This is a genomic window from Rhizobium sp. AN6A (assembly GCF_900215635.1).
Taxonomy (GTDB): domain Bacteria; phylum Pseudomonadota; class Alphaproteobacteria; order Rhizobiales; family Rhizobiaceae; genus Agrobacterium; species Agrobacterium tumefaciens.
Genome location: NZ_OCNC01000002.1, coordinates 539908 through 559951, shown reverse-complemented (window position 1 = coordinate 559951; position 20044 = coordinate 539908). Strand labels below are relative to the sequence as shown.

The window sequence follows — 20044 nt, the reverse complement described above, 5'->3', positions numbered from 1 at the left end:
TTTTTCGGATGCCTGCTGTCCAGCCATCAGGCGCTGCAGAAGCTGGCGCTTTTCATCCGGTGTCAGTCGGGAAATATCCATTGTGTTCACGTCTACTGGTCCTTTTGGCCGGAGAGCAGCTGCTCCAGCATTTTATCGACGTCACTCTCGGAAAGGTTGCTTACGAATGTCTGCGCAACGATCGGGGAAATTCCCGCTTCCACTTCGCCCGGCGGGGTCGGTGAAAGTGAGCCGAGCAATTCCGACTGGGCTTTGACGGTGGTGGAGCCAAAGAGCTGGGCAAGCGTCAGGTGAACCGAAAATTCCTGCCTGATGCGCGACAGCAGCTGCATAATCGTCAGTGAATCGCCGCCGGCTTCGAAGAAGTTGTCCTCTACGCCGGCGTTGTCGCTGGACAGGAGTTCGTGCCAGATCGCCAGAAGTGTTGCCTCGTTTTCGGTCGCCGGGGCAACGGTGCGGCGTGCCCTCGCGCCCGGCGCGGGCAGTGCCTTTCGGTCAACCTTGCCATTGGCGCTGAGAGGCAACCGCTCCATGATCACGAATTCGCGGGGCACCATATAGGCGGGAAGTTTTCCGGCAAGAAAGACGCGGAGCCGCTCCGAGAGGGTTTCACCCCGCATTTGAGTGGATGCCTGCCACTGTGTGTTCCATGCTGGATTGATGGATCCGCCGGCCAGCACGTAAAGCGGCTCCTCGTCTTCTTCTGTTGCCAGTGCCGATGTGATGGCGGTCAGATCGACGCCGCCCACAGCGCAGAGGCCGATATCGAGACGCGGCGCATACAGCATCATCGTCTGTGCCATATGACCGGCTTCCAGCAGGCAAAAGTCTCTGGCCTTTTCCCTGTAGCTGCGCGCCATGGGTGCCGTGAGGCCGGTGAAAAGCACGAGGAAAGCGCATTGCCCGACGACATCGTCGCTCTTGCCGGCGATTGCCGCGATCTGTTCCTGCGAAACGGCTGCCAGAAATTCAAGCCGGTGTTCGGCGGGATGATGACGATACCAGCCGGCGGACAGCCCCTCGATCCGGCCATCCTGGACCAGAATATAGGTCTGAACCGGATAAAGTCCGCCCGCTGACGGGTAAAGCGCCTTTTTCAGCGGTGTGCCGGGAACATCGAAGGCCCGTATGCTGGCCAAGAGATGGCCGATTTTCTGAAGCTCCGCCGGAGCGTTCAAAAAGCGGCGATGACTTTGCCGGGCGATCGCTTCGTGCAACAGGCCGTCCGGCGTGGGCAAATCGACGGTGTTTCCGGCTTCGCCCAACCCGCCATTGCCTAAGCGGCTGGCCTTTGCTTCCAGTTTGCCGATAAGGCTGCCTTTGGTATTCGGAACGATATAGGCGACGAGGGCAGGTGGCTGTCCCGTCGTCGTCACCACGGCCTCGGCGACATTTTCATTTTGCAGCAGCGCGGTCTCGATTTCCCCGAGCTCGATCCTGAAGCCGTTGACCTTCACCTGGAAATCTTCGCGCCCCAGAAACTCCAGCAATCCCTCCGGCCGCAGCCGCCCGAGATCGCCTGTTTCGTAAAGCAGACGTGCGCCATTTCCAGCATCTTCTTCGTTTGCAAAACTATCGGGAATGAAGCGTTCGGCGGTCAGTTGCGGCCGCCCCCAATAACCACGCGCAACACCTATGCCGCCGATAAACAGTCGGCCCGTGACCCATGGCGGGCAGGGCCGCCCCTGATCGTCGAGGACATACCAGCGCTGGTTCGCCAGTGGCTGACCATAGGGGATGCTCGTCCAGTCTCGCAGCGCTTCTCCGATCGGGTGGAAAATCGACCAGATGGACGCTTCGGTGGCTCCGCCGAGGCTGATGAGATCGGCATTTGGCAATTGTGATTTCAAGGCGGAAGGCAGGCTGACGGGAATCCAGTCACCGCTCATCATTATCAGGCGCAGTGGAGGCTTTTCCTTGAGCGTCGGCAGCTCGGCCAGCAGCAATTGCGCAAGGGCTGGCACGGAGTTCCACACCGTCACCCGATGTTGCAGCAGAAGTTTCATCCAGCGGGCATTGTCCGACACTTCCTCGCCAACGGGAATGACGATGGCGCCGCCAACGGCAAGCGGACCGAATATATCGTAGACCGAAAGGTCGAAGCTCAGAGAGGAGAGCGCGAAAACCCGGTCTTCGGCGGAGATAGCCAAGCGGCGATTGATGTCGAGGATCGTATTCAGCGCACCGCGATGGTCGGTCATCACGCCTTTTGGTTTTCCGGTCGAACCAGAGGTGAAGATGATGTAGGCGAGGTCCGATGGTTCGGTTGCCGAGGATGAAGGTCTTGCCCCTCCTTCTTCGGGAACCGCAATCACCGTTACCCGCTGCGGCCAGTCGCCCCCCTCGGCGATGACGAGATCGGCCGCCGTATCTTCCACCAGCTCGAAACGCCGCTCCGCAGGCAGATCGGGGTCAACAGGCACATAGGCCGCGCCGCTTGCCAGAATGCCGAGGCAGGCGATCACCTGATCTGCGCCCTTCGGCAGAGAAACGGCAACCCGGTCGTTCGGACCCGCGCCGGCTTTCTGCAGGATAGCTGCCAGCGCCAGCGCGCGTTCAGCCACCTGTCCGTAAGTCAGTTCGATACCCTCTGCGCAGACGGCGATCTTGTCAGGGCTTTCCGCAGCTCTCTCGAAAAACGCTTCATGCAAAAGCTGCGTATTGTCAGGAAGCGCGATTTTCGCCCTGCTATTGAGCGTTTCGAACGCCTGGCAATCAACGATATCGGGCTCGGTCTGCCATGCTGCATCGTCGCTCGCCAGCGCCCGCAGCAATGTCTGATAGGCGGCAAACATCATGTCCAGCATCAATGGCGGGAAGAGTTCCTCGACCGCATCCCAATTATAGACGAGCTCGCCCTGATCTTCGGAGACCTGATGGTCGAGATAGACCTGCGGCGTCTGGCTGACGCTGTCCACCAGTCGCGTATCGAGACGCGGAATGCTGTCGTCTCTCGATGCCTGGCCCAGTACGCTGGTGAAAACCACGGGCATCAGGGCGCCGCCGGAACGCCCGTTCTGTTTCGCCAATTCGCGAAGCACGGAAACGCCACTGAAGAGCCTGTGTTCCAGATCTTCCATCAGACGCAACTGAACCTGACGGGCACGCGTGGTGAAGTCGGCACGTGCCGAAAAATCAAGCCCCAGCAGGAGTGACGCCGTGAAGTCACCGACAATCTTTTCCACGTCCTGATGAACCGGTTCGCGACTGAAGACGGTTAGATTGAGGGTGAAATCCTGACGTCTGCTCCAGCGCGCCAGAACTTCCGCGAAGATCGTCATGATTGCGGCTGTCGGGGTCAGACCAGCGCTCTGGGCCAGTTCCTTGAAACGCGACCAGTCTTTCGCGGCAAGCCGGCCCCGGCGACGCGTGAAGCGCGGATGATCGATCTGCGATGGGTTGCATGCCAGCGGCAGATCCGGCGAGGCTGGCAAATTGGCTATGCGGGCAGACCAGTACTCCCGCGCCCGTTCATAGGCAGCATTGTTATGCGCGGATTTCTCAAACAGAACATAATCCCGGAATGTCAGTCCGATTTCGGGAAGCGCGCGTTTCTGCATGAGCGCCGCGAGCTCGGTGCCCATCAATTTCAGCGACCAGGCGTCGCCGATGAGAACATCGAAACTGACGAACAGCCTCGTTGTCTTCCCGTCGAGCCGGGCGGCCTCGATGTGAAACAGCGGCCAGCGATCCGCCTTGAAAATATTGTGCGACAGCCTGTTTCTGATGTCCATCAGGCAGGTAGCGCGATCAGTCTCATCCCGCAGATCCGCCACCGGCAACCTGTAGTGGCGAACGTCCGCCAGCACGCGCTGCCGCCCGTCGGCATCGACGATGGCGCGCAGCATGTCGTGGCGCGCGACAAGTGCGTTTATGGCGTTTTCCAGCGCATGGGTATCGAGATTGTCGATATCGAATTCCCGATAGCCATGGGAGCCGACGCTGCCGAGTTCGAAGCCCTGGTTGCGACCAATCCAGTAGGCATGCTGGATATCCGTCAGCGGAAACGGCTCATGGCGGTCTTCAGGATTATGGATAATCGCGTAACCGTCGGCGTTGAGGACTTCCTCCGTCTCGTTCTCAAGTCGGTTTGCCAGCCCAGCGATTGTCGGTGTCTCGAAAATTGCCTTCAGCGGCAGTGAAACCCCGAAATCGGCTTTTACGCGGGCGATGATCCTGATGGCGAGGAGCGAATGTCCGCCCACCTCGAAGAAGCTGCGCTCGACATCGATCATGCTCGTCTGAAGGACGTCCTGCCAAATGGCTGCAAGCCGTTCCTCGATATCGTTTCGCGGTGCGGTGCCGCTGCCGTCAGGCGTCTTTACTTCGAGTGCGCGCAGGGCGCTGCGATCGATCTTGCCGTTCGGTAGATGCGGCATGGCCGGCAGGATGGTCCATAATGCCGGGACGAGGTGGGAGGGCAGCTTCCTTGCCAGCGTAGCGCGGATGTCGTCCACTGTCAGCTGTCGTCCGGCATCGAGCGAAATATAGGCGGCCAGCTGGCGTTCCGGGCTTGCTTCATCGCCGATGACTGCGATGACCGCCTCGTTGACGCCGTCGACATCCTCAAGCTGGTGTTCGATCTCGCCGATCTCGATCCGCAGGCCCCTGATCTTGACCTGATTGTCGAGACGTCCATGAAATTCCAGCGTGCCATCGGCGCGGCGCCTGACCCGGTCGCCGGTGCGGTAGAGATAGGCGGATGACCGGCCTGAGAAAGCGTCCGGAACGAAACGCTCAGCCGTCTGGCCCGGTCGCCGCAGATACCCGCGGGTCACACCGGCTCCGCCGAGATAAAGTTCGCCCGCCAGGCCGTCGGGCCGGAGGCGTCCGGCCCGGTCGAGGACATAAGATTCCGTTCCCGGCAGGGGTGCGCCGATGGAAACCGTTTTTTCCCCGCCGGCGCGAACCATCGCGCCCGTCGAGTAGGTCGTATCTTCCGAAGGTCCGTAGAGATTGTGTATGCGTGCCTGCGGTGCCTTCTTCGCCAGTTCTTCGAGCAGGACCGGCGGCAGGGGCTCTCCGGCAAGATTGACGGCACGAACGGATGCCGGAAGCGTGTCGTGGCGCAGATATTCGCGCAGCAAACTTGGAACGGTGTTGATCAGGCTAACTTCGGCGACATCCCGCAAACGCGGCAGATCGAAGAGTGTGTTGGCCAGAACCACCTGGCCGCCGCAGGAAAGCGTGCCGAAAATCTCGAATATGGAAAGATCGAAGCAGACCGAGGTCGATGCCAGGACGCCTGTTAGCTCGTCTGCGGTGAAGTTGTTGGCCGCCCATTGCATGCGGGCGGCGGCATTGCCATGCGTGATCGCCACGCCCTTCGGTCGCCCTGTCGAGCCGGACGTATAGATTATGTAGGCAAGATCGGCCGGATCGCAGGCGTAAGCGGCGGAAAAGACCGCATCGGGCAGTTTACCGACCTCAAGGAGCGTCAGATCGTCCGTGGCATCGAATGCCAGCCGGTCACTATCCGTCAGCACGACCCTTATGGCCGCATCCCGTGCGATGAAGGCGAGCCTCTCGGAAGGGTAGTCCGGATCGAGCGGCACATAGGCCGCGCCTGCTTTTAATACGCCGAACAGGGCCGCGATGAGATCCGGCGTGCGCTGCATGCAGACGCCGACGATGGAGCCGCGGCCAAACCCGCCGGCGGCGAGCGCGGCGGCAATCGCGTCACTTCGTTGATCGAGGTCCCGATAGGTGAGCTTGCGATGTTCGCTTGCCACTGCGGATTTTTCCGGCGTGCGTGTCGCCTGCGCCGTCAGCATCTCGTGTAGGCAAAGTCCGTTGGGTGTCAGCGCCTGGCCGGCAGACCGGCGGATCTGCTCCTGCTGCTCGTCGTCGCAAAGAAGAGAAAATTCCGACAGCCTACGGGCGGGATCCTCGGCGATCGTGCGCAATACATGTTCGAAACGCCGCCATAGGGTGGAGACCGTCTCCTCATTGAAGAGATCGGTTGCATATTCGATCTTGCCGCCGATGTCAGGGTCATTGTCCTCGAGATTGAAACGGATTTCGTTCTTTGCGGCACCGTCGGGCAGACGCAGGGTTTCGATGGCAAGACCGTCGAGTTCGGGCAACCTAGCCAGATTGTGCTGAAGATCGAATTTGGCCTGAAACAGTGGCGTCATCTCGGAAAGGGAGCGTTTCGGATTGAGAGCCTCGACGATCCGCTCATAAGGTACGTCCTGGTTTGCCAGGCCGGTGCGGACGGTCTCACTGATGCGCTGCAGCAGGCCTAAGAAATCCAGATTTCCCGCAAGATCGGTACGCAGGACCAGCGTGTTGACCAAGGGGCCGATCATCGCCTGGGTTTCCGGCCTGTCGCGGTTTGCGACTTCACTGCCCACCACGATATCGTCGCTGTCGCAATAGAGATGCAGCACCAGTTTGAAAGCGGAGAGAAGCAGGACGTAAAGGCTGACATTGTGGGCCCGTGCGAGCGCCCTCAGCTGTCCTGAAAGTGCCGGGTCGATGGAGACGGCAAATTGCGCGCCGAGGAAACTTGCAATGGCCGGGCGCGGGCGGTCGAATGGCAGGTCCAGTACCGGCAGGTCGGTTCCGAGCGCCTTTTTCCAGTATGCGAGCTGGTTTTCAAGCACCGGGCCGCGCAGCATCTTTCCCTGCCAGATCGCCCAGTCGGCATATTGAACGCGAATGTCAGGCAGATGGTGCGACTGGCCGGTCATCTCCTTGTAGAAGCCCGCGAGATCGCGGGCGAGCACGGTCATGGACCACCGGTCGCCGGCGATGTGGTGCAGCCCGACCGCCAGCAGATGATCTTCGGCGGAAAGGCGAACCAGCATTGCGCGCAATTGCGGATGGCTGAGGTCATAGGGCTCGGAAAGCCGCTGCAGGATGTGCTGGCGGGCCGTGGTTTCCGCATCGATGTCCTGTCCAAGGTCGAGGAATTCGATTTCTGTGTCGCTGGCCGCCAGAATATCCTGTTCCGGAAAGCCGTCTGCGCCGGGAACGAAGCGGGTTCGCAGCGGCTCATGCCGTTTTACGACATTCGCCAGCGCCTCTTCCAATGCCGTCCTGTCGAGTTTCCCGCGAAACCGCAGGATGCTGCGCATGTTGTAAGCCGTGTTGTCAGGTTCAAGCTGTTGCATGAACCACAGGCGCTGCTGTGCAAAGGACAGGGGCCGATCAACATCGCCTTCCTCGCGTCCCGGAATGACGGAGTCGAGAGCCGACTGATATCCCCGCTCGGCAAGACGCTGCTCTATGAGGCGACGGCGCTCGGGCGAAAGGTTCGCGAGTTTGGCGTAGAATTCGTTCATCGTGCTTCTGCTCCTCCAAGCGCGCTTTGGACTTCACTGTCGGAAAGGCCTTCGATTTCCATCAACAACGCTGCCATCTCGTCCAGGTCGCCTTCATCAGGCATATGGGCGGTAATCATGCTCGCCACGCGGGCGACCGTCGGGTTTTCGAAGAGGAGTTCACGCATTTCGATCTTGACCGGGAATGTTTCCCTGAGCTTGGCGACAACGCGGATGGCCAGAAGCGAGTGGCCGCCCAGCTCATAAAACCCGTCATCGACGCCGATCCCGCTCACGCCGATCAGCTCTTCGAAAATGCCTGCGACCGTGGTTTCGATGCGGGTGCGCGGGGCAATGAAGGGTGTGGACATCGCCGGCCTTGCACGACCTGAAACCGGTGCTTTCGATAGTTGTTCCTTCTTGCCCGCGGTTGGTGCCACGGTGATGTCGCTGCGCGAAAGCATCGTTGTGCCGGTAATGCCGTTCTCGATGATCCTTCTCGTCAGGTCCCAGGCATCATCAGAGGCAACCGCATAGGCGTTGGTATCGAGCGAGGAACGTTTGCCGGCGGCCAGAACATCGATGAGCGGGTAACCAATGGCGAACCAGGGCATTCTTGTGCTGCGCGACTGGGCAGCCACAAGTAGCTCCACCGCCTGATATACCGATGTGTAGGCGGCGAGCCCGACGCCGCCGATAACGGTTGCAAGTGATGACTGAATGCAGCAGAAACCTGCCCGCCGTTGCTCCATGGCTTTTATGAGCGCACGCAGCGGCGCGATGCGAACCGCTTCATTGTAGCTGAGATGCGTGTCGTTCATCATCGAAAGCGGCGCTGCCGCCCGCCGGTTCGCCTGCGGCATGCTCAGAAAAATCCCGTCGATCCGCCCATGTATCGCCACCACCTCATCGAGCGCCGCACCGATCGCAGCCGGATCATTGCAGTCGATCCGGCGCGTATCGAGATTTGCGACCTGATGAATGGCGTTTTCCGCATCGTTGATGGGTTGCAACACGGACAGGCGTGTGCCTGATATTTTCGCAAGATGATCCAGCCAGACGGTGCCGACACCTTCGGCGATATTGCCGATCACGACATAAACGCCGTTTTTCTTCAGGCGAGCCGACACCTGCGGTTCAGGCAGGTCGAGCGGCGCAAAGCCATGCGACCACCGATGCGGGCCCCTTATGGCGAGCATCGGGCCGGTTCCGTTGAATTCTGCCAGGAGGTGATCAGCGATCGCCTGATCCGCCGTGTCCGGCGTGACCATGATATCGATGTGCCTGCAGGTCAGATCTTCATACTCCTGACCGGCGACCCTCAGGATGCCCGGCAGCTGAGACTGCAGGTCGTCGAGGCTCTCCAGCCCGGTGACATCCGCTGCTCCATTGGTCACCAGCGTCAGCTTGCTTTTATGCCCCTGTGCGGTGAGAGCCCGCACGAGATTGAGCAGGGCCGCAACTTCGTTGCGCCTGCCGAATTTCAGCGGCCACAGATAAAGGATGTCCTGTGGCAGAGCCCCGCGTTCGCCCAGGGTGTCGAGCAGCTGGGCAAAATCCGCCGCGGAATGTCCGGCAAGGCTGAAGCAGCGGAAATCGCACTCGTCGAACCTGTCGCCTTCAATGGCGCGATAGACCTGAGCGCCGGCGCCTTCCAGCCGTGCGGCGAGGGATTTGCCGATGCGTCCTTCATCAAGGATCAGTACACGGCGATTTCTGCCATCTGCGGGGGTTGCCGGCGACAGGCGCTGCCATGTCGGACGATAGATTCTAGCGCTGTCGACGGGGGTGGAGATAGGCGCCTGATTTCCTGCCGTCTGGGCGGAAATCCAGTAACGCTGCCCCTGAAACGGATAGGTGGCGAGCGGCACGCGGCTGCCTTCAGCCGATACGGCCTGCCAGTCGAGATGTCCGCCCGTCCTCCAGTATTGTCCCAGTGCGGCAAGGTACTGGTCTGTCTCGTTTTCCGGTCTGGCACGGCCAAGGCATGGTATGATCCGGTCTTCCGCGATAGCATGTTCGCTTATGAGACCAGACAGTGCCGAGCCGGGTCCGGCCTCGATGAAGACTGTATTGTCAATGCCGAGAAGGGTTCGTATCCCCTCATCGAAACGCACGGTCTGTTCCAGATGTCTGGCCCAGTAATTCGGATCCGTCGCCTGCGAGGCGCTCAGCCAGGTTCCCGTCACATTGGAGATCATCGCAATGGCCGGCGGGAAAAGCCTGACATTTCGCAGCTCTTCCAGATAGCGCGCTGCGGCCTGCGCCATCATCGGCGAATGGAATGCATGTCCGGTCTTCAGCCTCCGCGTCACGTAACGCGCCTGTTTGAGTTCCGTTTCGAGCCTTGCGATGGCATCCAGGCTGCCTGAAACGACGCTGAGGCCCGGCGCATTGCTGGCCGCCAGGGCAATGTCTGCGCCAAGCCAGCGGTCGACCGGCGCATCGGGATGAACGACTGCAAGCATTGCGCCGGGGGCGGCCTGTTGCATCAACCGGCCGCGCGCCACGACAAGCGAAAGTGCCGTATCGAGATCGAAGACACCCGCCAGGCAGGCGGCCACATATTCGCCTATGCTGTGGCCATGTAGCGCCTGCGGTATCACACCCTGCGCGATCCATGCCTTTGCAAGGGCATATTCCACGGCAAAGAGCGCCGGCTGGGTAAATTCCGTAGTCTGGATGTCGTCATGTCCGGCAAAGAGATCGGCGCGGAAATCGCGGTGCATGATCTTGGAAAGACGATCCGCGCAGGCATCGAACGGCGCGCGGAAAAGCTCCACCCGCTCGTAGAGATCCTTGCCCATTCCGGCATATTGGCTTCCCTGTCCGGGAAACAGAAAAACCGGTGACGGCGTGCTGCCGGCAATGGCTGGTTTTTCCGCCGCGAGACGGCGCAGTTCCGCCGCGGCTGACGCCAGATCATCGGCAACCACCGACTGGCGATGGCTGAAAGCCTTCCGGCCATGTCGCAGCGTGAAAGCAACGTCGTTGATGGCAAGTTTCGAGTCCGCCTCGAACACTTTTGCCTGTGCTGAAAGCAATGACGAGAGCGCTGCATCATTGCGCGCCGAAAATACCAGAAGCTGCGGGGATGTCGGTTGCGTCCTGGCGCGGCTGCCCGCGTCCGCCTCCTCCAGCACCACATGCGCATTCGTTCCGCCGATACCGAGAGAACTGATGCCAGCTCTCCGGGGGCTTTCCGAAGCAGCCCAGTCCCGCAGGGCCGTATTGACCGCAAAGGGGCTCGCCGGGAAGTCGATCTTCGCGTTTGCCTGTCTGAAATGAAGGCTCGCGGGAATCTTGCCGTGCTTCAGGCAAAGCACGGTCTTGATGAAGCCTGCAATGCCTGCGGCAGTATCGAGGTGGCCAATATTGGTTTTTACGGAGCCGATGGCGCAATAGCCGGTGCGCATCGTCGTCTTGCGAAAGGCCTGCGTCAGCGCCGCAATTTCGATGGGGTCCCCCAGCGATGTTCCCGTGCCATGCGCCTCGATATAACCGATGGAATCGGCCGATATTCCCGCAGCCGCATGGGCCTCGCGGATGACCATGGCCTGGCTGTCCACCTGCGGCGCGGTGAAGCTTGCCTTCAGCGCGCCGTCATTGTTGATGGCCGAACCGATGATGACGGCGTCGATCGTATCGCCGTCTGCAAGCGCATCTTCAAGACGCTTGAGCACGACAACGCCGACGCCGCTGCCGGGAACGGTCCCGGCGGCATCCGCATCGAACGCCCGGCAATGCCCGTCAGGAGACAATATTCCGCCTTCCCGCGCCACATATCCATGCGAACGGGAAACCGTTACGCCGCCCGCGAGCGCAATATCGCATTCGCCCGCGATGAGGCTCTGTGCCGCAACATGGATGGAAACAAGCGATGAGGAGCAGGCCGTCTGCACCGTCATGGCCGGTCCGCGCAGATTGAGCTTGTAAGCCGTGCGCGTCGCTAGAAAATCCTTGTCGTTGGCGACGAACAGTTCAAAGGGGCTGATCGATTGGCGCACCGCGGCATTAGCGTGCAGGTTCAGGAGATAGGTATTGAAGCCGCTCGAGGCATAGACGCCGATGGAACCGTGGAAGGTGTCGCCCTGATACCCGGCGCGCTCCAGCGCCGCCCATGCGCATTCGAGAAACAGGCGCTGCTGTGGGTCGAGAATTTCCGCCTCGCTGGGGCTGTAGCCGAAAAATTCGGCGTCGAACTGGTCAGCCCCCTCCAGTGGTGCTGAAGCCCGCACGAAATCCGCATCCGCAAGCTGCTCGGGCGGCACACCCAACGCAATGAGTTCCTCGTCGGTCCATTCTTTGACCGACTCCCGGCCATGAACCAGATTATCCCAGAAGCTCTCGATGTCGGAGGCTCCCGGAAAGCGGCCTGCCATACCGATGACGGCGACCCGAAAGGCGTTCCGATCCTGGTTTGAAGCGCTGGTATAGTCGGACATATGCAGTTCTCGCTGGATTAGAAATTGAACACGCACGTTACTTGTGGAACGGGCAGCCTTTTTTGGGGGGATCGATCATGCCGAGGCGGCCGCGTTCAAAACGCTGGAGCGTATCGATCGCCTTCCGGTCGCCGTATCGCAGGCTGCCGGCGTCGGAGCCGACGAAACGTGAGCAGACCCCGACATGCCCTTCCGCCAGATATTTGTAGGCTGTGACGAATTCAGCATGGGCGTTATGGAGTTCGACCGGCAGCGTGGCAAACACGTCCTTCATTTCACGCCAGACCTGAATGAGGACGGCATGATCGAACGACATCAGCCCGCTGAAGTCATCGGATTCCACTGAAGGCGGCGTCATGGAGACGCGGATGGTATTTTCGTAATCCGCCTTGCTGAAGCTGGCGGCAAGGTCCATGGAGCTGGCAGATGTGCGCAGAAGCACCGCGGCTGCCCGCAATTCCCTGTCCGCTTCGGCATGATTGCCCTCAAGCACCTGCATGTTGAAACGACGAAGGCACAGGACCAGGCCCTGCACGTTCATGAAAAACGCCCAGTGGAATTCGCGCCAGATCCGGGATGGCGACGGGGAAGCAATAGTCATCTTGCACACTCCACGCCGAAGCACCTTGCTAGAAGCCTTGCATGAACCTCGAAACCGTCAAACTGGGCTTTTGCCGCCTTCTCCGACAGGTGGGGCGCCCGGCAGAAAAGATCGGTGACTGACAGCGCGACCTGCAGGAAGCTGCGCAGCAGAACATGGGCGGGCTGGGCAGTGGTAATGCGGTTCACGCGGAAATACCGGTCGTAGTCATTCGCGTGAAAGGACGTCAGCGGAAGGCCGCTGACATCCACGATGCCGGGATCGGACATCGGCTTTTCCATGTTGCCCAGAAGTGCGGCGATACGCGCGCGGCATTCGGGATAATGCAGCGTGAACGCCTCAAGTGCCTCGCAGATAATGTGCTGCAGGTGGGCCTTGTCGTGTTCTTCCGGCGCCATTACCGGTGCAAGCGCCTCCGGCACGAGCAGATCGAGAACTGCATCCTGCGCCAGCCAGTCCCTGTCCGGTCCGGCGTCCGCGCGGGGCACCGGGCTTGGCCATGGTTGGTCGTCCATGGGGTCACGTCCTATTCTTGCACGCTGGTGGTGTTTACTGCTTCGCCGTCCATCAACCGCCGCAAACTCAAGGGGCGCATGTCGGTCCACTCCACCTCGATGTGATCGAGGCACGCCTGCTTCGATCCGGAAAAGCCGCTCAATCGCCACCCTGCGGGGACCGCCTTGTAGACCGGCCATATCGAGTATCGTTCCTCGTCGCTGATCACGACGTTGTAGTGCAGGTCTTCAGCCGGTGTCTGGGAACTCATGGTGGTCACTCCGATCAATGTCTGTCGAGAAGACGGTGGTCCGCCAGAGCCGTCAGGCTTTGCAGAACAGCGTTGTGAATAAAGGCGATGTCGTCATCGCTATGGGCGGTAGAAAGAAAACCGCCACGGTCCCCGGCACGAAGGTGAACGCCGGAGGTCAGAAGAAGGAAGGAAAGCATGGTGACAGCCTGCGGCGAGATGCGGCTACGGGCAGCGGATATGGCGAAGAACGAACCGAAGCTCATGAACGACACGGGCAACCCCGCATCCTTGAGTGCGCCGTTCAGCCGTTCCACGAATGCCAGCGTCCTGGCGTTCAGGCCCTCTTGCAGGGCCGGTCCGTCTTCCAGCAATCGCGTCGCGACCGCCTTTGCGGCTGCGAGCGCCAGCGGATGGCGGCAATAGGTTCCTGCAAAAAATGTCGGGGCCACCTTCGGGAAGGATCTGTCGCCGTAAGCCCAGGCTCCGCCGTCGACGAAATCCATGAACCGCCCCTTGCCGGCGATGAGCGACAGCGGCAACCCGCCGCCGGCGATTTTGCCATAGGTGGCAATATCCGCATCTATGCCGAAATGGGACTGCGCGCCGCCGGGCGCGACGCGGAAGCCGGTAATCATCTCGTCGAATATCAGCGCGCTTCCGGTCTTTTCGGTCACGCTTCGCAATTCATGCAGAAATTCGCGCGGCTGCAGCTCCGGGTTCCGGCTCTGAACGGGCTCGACGAGCACGCCGGCAAGGCTGGCGCCGTGACGTCTGATATAATCGATGGAGCGGGGATTGCCGTATTCCAGCAGCACGATATCGCGGGCGGAGGAGGGTGCCACGCCTGAAAAGCCGGGAACTGCTTTCGTCAGCACCATGCGTCTCAGGAGCGGTTTTAGCGCCACCAGCCATGCCGGATGAGACCGCAGCAAAGCGCCCCTGCGGATATATTCAAGTTTGGTCGCCTTATGCAGGGCAGGGTCGGAATGGCCATGATACGAGCCTGTAAACAGCACGATCTTGTCGCGCCCCGTTGCGGCACGGGCTATCCGCATGGCCGTCTGCACGGCTTCGGTTCCGGTGTTGCTGAATGTGACGCGGTCTTTTCCTGTGATACGGCAAAACAGTTCCGCGGTCTCGCCCGCCAGATCGGATTGCGGCCCGAGCGCAAAGCCCTTGGCCAACTGCGCTTCGATTGCCGTGCGGATGAAGGATGGATTATGGCCAAAGAGATTGGTGCCAAGGCCCATGAGAATATCGACATATCTGTTGTTGTCGACGTCCTGCAAATAGGCGCCTTCGGCATGGCTGGCGACGATGGGATACAGGGCCTCTTTGGTCTGCATCGTGAAGGGAAGGCCGATCGAGCTTTTGTCCGAAAGGAAATCCCGGTTATAGGCGGCGGCGCGCTTCGAACCCGGCGTCTTGAGATTGAAGTCGGTAACGATGGCGGCGATTGGGTCAGTCGCGGTGCCGGGATTATTGTGAATATTCATTCGACGGCCTCCTGTGTGACTTCCTGCCCCGCGCGTTCTCCGGCAATCTTCGTGCAGAGGAAGTAGACTGCTCTCTCATCGGTCACCGGACCGCCATCGGTGCTTCGCATTTTGACCGAAAAGCCCGATGCCCGGAGAAGCTCGGTCACGGTATCCAGATTGTGCCCCCATACAGGGTTGGTGACCGAGTGGCGCTGCCAGTTGTTTCCGGGAATGCCGAAGCGGGCGATGAGAGCAAGCCGTCGGCGATTGGAAAGCCGCCGGACCGCCAGCCTGTATGCCGCCTCCGCCAACGAGAAGCGTGCCGCTTTCGACCTCGTATGGATTTCAACCGTGAACGAACCCTCGTTCGATTGCGAATTATAGCGGGGCGTGATCAGCCAGGCGTAATCATCGGTGAGTTCGCCTTCGGCCGGCAGATCGCGCCAGTAGCGCGTCATCTGGCCGGGATGGTTGATGTCGAAAGCAAAAATTCCATCATCTTTCAGGCAGCGGCGGACGCTTGAAAAAACCTTCCGCAGGTCTTCGGTATTCTGGATGTGGTTCAGCGATGCGCTGGTGCAGACCACGCCGTCAAAGGGCTGCTCAAAGTTGAAATCCCTTGCGTCACCCAGAACGAATTCAATATCCGGTGCGTTGCCGCGGGCATGGTTTATCATGTCCTGCGAACCATCCAGCCCGGTGACGGCATATCCGCGCTCAGCCATCAGCTTTGCAAGATGTCCCGTTCCGCAGCAGAGATCGAGAACCGAAGCGCTGTCCGGCAGTTGCGAAAGAACCGCCCGTGCCAGGGGAGCGATCTTCTGCTCGCTATAGCGCGGGCCAAGCGTGTGGTTGTAGAGCCAGGCCCAATGGTCGTAATTGCTGGCTTCGCTTGATATAACTTTGCTCATCGTTCACCCTGCTTTCGCGCGTCATCGGACGCCGCGTTCAGAAAGTTGGCCTTGGCAAATGCGCGCAGATATGTCCGCAAAAGCTCGAATGTCAGGGCCGGTTCGCGGAATGGTGCGTCGGACATCGCCGCCTGTGTGAGGTGGCAATCGAAGTTGCGCATCTGTTTTTCATCGCTCTTGCCGGCGGCGGAAGGCGAGCGCAGCAATCCCAGCAATGGATAGAGGGGGTGGTCTGGCGTTCCGCGCGCCACATCGCTCAGCATGTCCTGCCATTCCCGCTGCGAAACCCGTTTCAGTTCGATCCCCTCCAGTTCGCAGGCCTCAAAGAGGCGGGCGCTTGAAACGGGGGAGGAATGAATGAGGTGGAAAACCTGTCCTGCCGAAGCCTGTTTGCTGGAGAGATGCACAATCGCCCGGGCCACATGGTCGACCGGCAGCATATCGAGCAGTCTTTCTCCTTCCGGCGCTGTCCCGGTGTAAAGATAGGCCTGCACCAGACGGCACAATATGTCCGAGCCGTTGAAGGCGCCTGTAACGCTGTCGCCCGATATGGCTCCCGGCCGGTAAATCGTCACCGGCAATCCTCGCCTGCCGGCTTCGTTGACGAGATGCTCCGCGACCCATTTGCTCCGGTTGTAACCGCCGGCGGGCGGGGCAAACCCTTCCACGCTTTCCAGTTCGCAGACAGGCCGAACATCACTGCCGGAACCGCGGCGCGGCGTCAGGGCGCTGAGCGTCGAGACGTAATGAACGTGCCGGCCCGCTCCCGCACAGGCGAGTTTGAGAATTTCGTGGGTTCCAAGCACATTGGTCTGGCGCAGCCGCTCGTACCGATGAAGGTGGTGGACTTCCGCGCCATTGTGAAAAATGCAATCGGCATTCCGGACAATATTGTCGTAGTCCCCGGTGGCAAGCCCGAGGCCCGGTTTGGAAAGCTCGCCCGCCAATATCGTCACGCGTTCCGTCAACACGGACTGGGGCAGGTCATATTGCCGGAAGGCCTGCCGCAGGCGGCTCATTCCATCGTTGCCACGGATCAGACAAGTGACTTTTCTCGCGGGGTCGCGAAGCAGCTCGTGGAGAAGATAGGGTCCGAGAAAGCCGGTCGCACCCGTCAGGAAAACGTGGGCGGTGTCGCTTGTGGCTTTTGCCGTTGCGCTTGGGCGGATTGCATCGTCCAGTTTTATATCGCGCTTCAGCAGCGTGGTTTCATCGTCGCTGCCGCTATTACCGGCGTCTCTTGTCCGCAGGCGGTTTGCCAGCGCTTCCACCGTGGAGGCGTTGAAAAGATCGAGAACGCCGATATCAAGGCTGAACGTCTCCTTTGCGACGGCGCAGAAACGGGTGGCCAGCAGCGAGTGGCCACCAAGCGTGAAGAAATCGTCGGTTGCGGCAACCTGATCGATGTTCAGAATATGTCCGAACGCGCTGGCTATCCGGGTTTCCATCTCGCCTTCGGGCGCCCGGCCATCGGGATCTGTTTCGGCGCGCGGCGCGGGAAGCTTTAAGGGATCGATCTTGCCGTTGACGGTAAGCGGCAGCGCCTCGAGCCAGTCGAACGTGTCGGGCACAAGGAATTTCGGCAGGCGGTTCGCCAACCATGCGCGGATTTCCGATGGCGTGGGTCTGGTTGCCGCGTCCTGATCGGTTTGAGGAACCGCATAGGCGGCGAGCCTTTTGCCGCCGCGTCCGTCGTCACGCACCGCCACCGTCGCCGAAACGATGGCCGGGTGGGCAAGTAGGCCCGCCTCTATTTCCCCGGGCTCGATCCGGTATCCACGGATCTTGACCTGGCTGTCCAGCCGTCCTGACACGTGGACCCGCCCATCGGCCAGCAAGACGGCGCGATCGCCCGTGCGGTAGAGCACGCCCGCGCGCCCGTCTGTGGCGAATGGATCGGGAACGAAACGTTCGGCCGTCAGCGCCGCCCGATCGTGATAACCGCGGGCAACGCCGCAGCCGCCGATATGAAGTTCTCCCGGCACGCCAAAGGGCAACAGCTCGAGATTTTCATCAAGCACATAGAGCTGCTTGTTTGCCGCGGGCCTCAGCACCGGCAGGCCGGCACGCCCCCCGCCCATATCGACCATGCTGGCATTGACGGTGGTTTCGGTCGGGCCATAGGCATTGATGAAACGACGGTTCTTTCCCCATCTTTCGATGAGTTCAGGCATGGGAACTTCTCCCCCGACCAGAACGGTGCGCAGCGACGGCAGGTCATCGACCGGCAGGGAGAGCAGGGCCGATGGCGTCATTGTCAGGTGTGTCACATGCCGCGTGTGCAGGATGTCGGCCAGTTCGGCGCCGGGAAGGGTCGCATATCCGGGTAGAAGAAGAAGCCTGGCACCGGCGCCGAGGCTCATGACGAGTTCAGGAATGGAGGCATCAAAACTGAAGCTGAAGAACTGCAGCACACAATCGTCGGCCGTGACGTCGCAGGCGCGTATCTTGTCCCGCGTCAGATTGATCAATCCGCTATGGTCGACAAGGACGCCCTTTGCCTTGCCTGTCGAGCCTGACGTGTAGATCACATAAGCCAGCTGCGACGGATGCGTGACCGTTTCAAGGTTGTCGGCGGGTTCGTCGTGGGGGAAGTCCTCATCCAGATTGAGTCGATCGGCTGTCGGCGGAAGATCGATCAAGCTGTGGCTGACGACAAGCCGGGCACCTGCATCCGACAGCATCGCGCCAATCCGCTCCGCGGGGTAATCCGGATCGAGAGGCAGATAGGCACCGCCTGCTTTCCAGACTGCAAGCCAGGCCACGATCATGTCAAAGCTGCGCGGCAGTGAGATTGCGACGACCGTTTCTGCGGTAACGCCTTTACGGCGCAGCAGGCGCGCCAGCCTGTTTGCGCGCGCGTTAAGCCCGCCATATGTCATGATATCATCGGCATCCGCCTGCGGCATGATGAGCGCCACGGCCTGCGGCGCCCGAGCCGCATGTGCTTCGAACAGTTCATGAAAATATTGCGGGCCAGCGTGTTCCTGCGCCGTGCTGTTAAAGTCGCAAATCCGCTGCTGCTGCTCCTCTTGTGTCAAAAGCGCAAGAGTGGCGATCTGCAGGGAGGGGGTGGCGACGATGGATTTCAGCAGTTGCTGGAAATGGCTGGCAAACAGGCCCATCGTCTCGGCGCGAAACAGCGCGGTCTTGTATTCGATTGTGCCGGAAAGCCCGGTTTCCGTCTCGCGGAGATCGAGGCATAGGTCCAGTCTCGAGACCTTGTCCTGGCGCGCCAACCGGCGCATTTCCAGTCCGGGAAGCCGGATGCGCTCGCGTGGTGCTGCGTCGAGCTGAAATTTTATCTGAAACAGCGGGTGGCTGTCGGGATCGCGTTGCACGCCGACCATATCGACAATGCGCTCGAACGGCATGTCCTGATGGCTGATAACCTGCTGCAGGGTCTCATGTGTTTGCCGCAGGGCCTTTTCAAAATTGCCGAAGGGATCGACGCGCGATCTGACGGGGAGAGGATTGACGAACAGCCCGACCAGTTCTTCCGTCTCCACATGTGGGCGGCTGGCGACGGGCGTGCCGATCACCAGATCGGTCTGCCCGGTATAGCGGTGGATCAGCAGGTTAAAGGCAGTGAACAGCGCCGTGAACAGTGTCGTGCCATGCGCGGCGGCAATCTTTCGCAGCGCATCGGCTGTCGCTTTATCGATCGAAAAGTCGTGCAGTTCACCCGCGTGGCCATGGCCTGCGGTGCGCGCCATGTCCGTTACCAGCTGCGTGGTCTGCAAAGGCTGCGAAAGGTGCTGCTTCCAGAATTCCTCGAGCGCTCCTGCCGTTTCCGCCGCCAGACGCTCGCGCTGCCATGCGGCGAAGTCGCCATATTGTATCGGCAACGCAGCTTCCGGCGTCGCACTGCCTGACACTTGCGCGCTGTAAAACGCGCCGAGGTCTCTCAGCAGAATTTCAGTAGACCAGCCGTCGGCGCATATGTGGTGCAGCGTAAAAACGAGGACATGGCGGCCATCGCCGCACTTGACAATGAGCAGGCGGATGGGCGGTTCGGCGGCAAGATCGAAGGGTCTGCTCGTTTCAGCATGAATGACACCTTCCATCGCCGCATCGGCGGGTGAAATCTGGAGGACGGAAAAAGGCGTGTCACAATGTGCGGATATGGTTTGTCTCGGCGCGCCATTGTCGCTGTATATGCGGGCGCGAAGCACCGCGTGGCGGTTCATGACAGCGGCGAGCGCCGCCCTCAGCGCATCGAGGTCGAGAGTGCCGCGGACTTCGAGTGCAATGCAGATGTGGTGTAATGCCGAGCCCGGATAGATCTGGTCGATCAGCCACAGTCTTTCCTGGGCGAATGACAGCGGCGGGCAAGTCTCGTGACGGATAGGGATATCATTCTGGCCGGTTGCGTCGAAGTCCGCATGCACCATGTTGAGGAACGCCAGAATGTCGTTTTTTCTGGTCCGGATTTCGCTCATCACGGCATCGTTCAAGCGACCATCAGGGTCTGAACATTTCAGGCTTCCGGCATCGATCCAGACACGGATATTGTTCTGATGAAGCCGGGTTATGAGGGTCTCGACTGGCTCGATGTAATTCATAAGCCGCCCCTTGGCTGTGTCGGTTTCA

The 20044-nt window shown here is 60.4% G+C and carries 8 protein-coding genes; all 8 read right to left on the bottom strand.

What is annotated here, in order from left to right; translation table 11 throughout:
- Window positions 1-92 precede the first annotated feature (92 nt).
- The 8 genes from CRO62_RS03875 to CRO62_RS03840 are packed head-to-tail and all read right to left on the bottom strand — an operon-like array spanning window position 93 to window position 20016.
- The gene (locus CRO62_RS03875) at window positions 93-7289 is read right to left on the bottom strand and encodes a non-ribosomal peptide synthetase (RefSeq protein ID WP_097099260.1); all 7197 of its coding nucleotides are present in this window, start codon (window positions 7287-7289) and stop codon (window positions 93-95) included.
- Complete coding sequence (locus CRO62_RS03870) at window positions 7286-11713, bottom strand: type I polyketide synthase (RefSeq protein WP_097099259.1); 4428 nt, start codon at window positions 11711-11713, stop codon at window positions 7286-7288. The genes CRO62_RS03875 and CRO62_RS03870 overlap by 4 nt, the downstream gene beginning before the upstream one ends.
- A gap of 37 nt (window positions 11714-11750) precedes the next feature.
- Window positions 11751-12314: a siderophore biosynthesis protein gene (locus tag CRO62_RS03865; protein ID WP_080863817.1), complete on the bottom strand. Its 564-nt coding sequence runs from the start codon at window positions 12312-12314 to the stop codon at window positions 11751-11753.
- Window positions 12311-12829 (bottom strand): siderophore biosynthesis protein, encoded by a 519-nt coding sequence (locus CRO62_RS03860; protein ID WP_097099258.1) that lies wholly within the window; start codon window positions 12827-12829, stop codon window positions 12311-12313. Before CRO62_RS03860 ends, CRO62_RS03865 begins: the two co-directional genes overlap by 4 nt.
- A gap of 11 nt (window positions 12830-12840) precedes the next feature.
- On the bottom strand, window positions 12841-13080 hold the full coding sequence (locus CRO62_RS03855) for an MbtH family protein (protein WP_097099291.1): 240 nt from the start codon (window positions 13078-13080) through the stop codon (window positions 12841-12843).
- Window positions 13081-13094: 14 nt separating this feature from the next.
- Window positions 13095-14558: an aminotransferase class III-fold pyridoxal phosphate-dependent enzyme gene (locus CRO62_RS03850; protein ID WP_097099257.1), complete on the bottom strand. Its 1464-nt coding sequence runs from the start codon at window positions 14556-14558 to the stop codon at window positions 13095-13097.
- The gene (locus CRO62_RS03845) at window positions 14555-15451 is read right to left on the bottom strand and encodes a class I SAM-dependent DNA methyltransferase (protein WP_097099256.1); all 897 of its coding nucleotides are present in this window, start codon (window positions 15449-15451) and stop codon (window positions 14555-14557) included. Before CRO62_RS03845 ends, CRO62_RS03850 begins: the two co-directional genes overlap by 4 nt.
- On the bottom strand, window positions 15448-20016 hold the full coding sequence (locus CRO62_RS03840; protein ID WP_097099255.1) for a non-ribosomal peptide synthetase: 4569 nt from the start codon (window positions 20014-20016) through the stop codon (window positions 15448-15450). Before CRO62_RS03840 ends, CRO62_RS03845 begins: the two co-directional genes overlap by 4 nt.
- Between the last annotated feature and the right edge of the window lie 28 nt (window positions 20017-20044).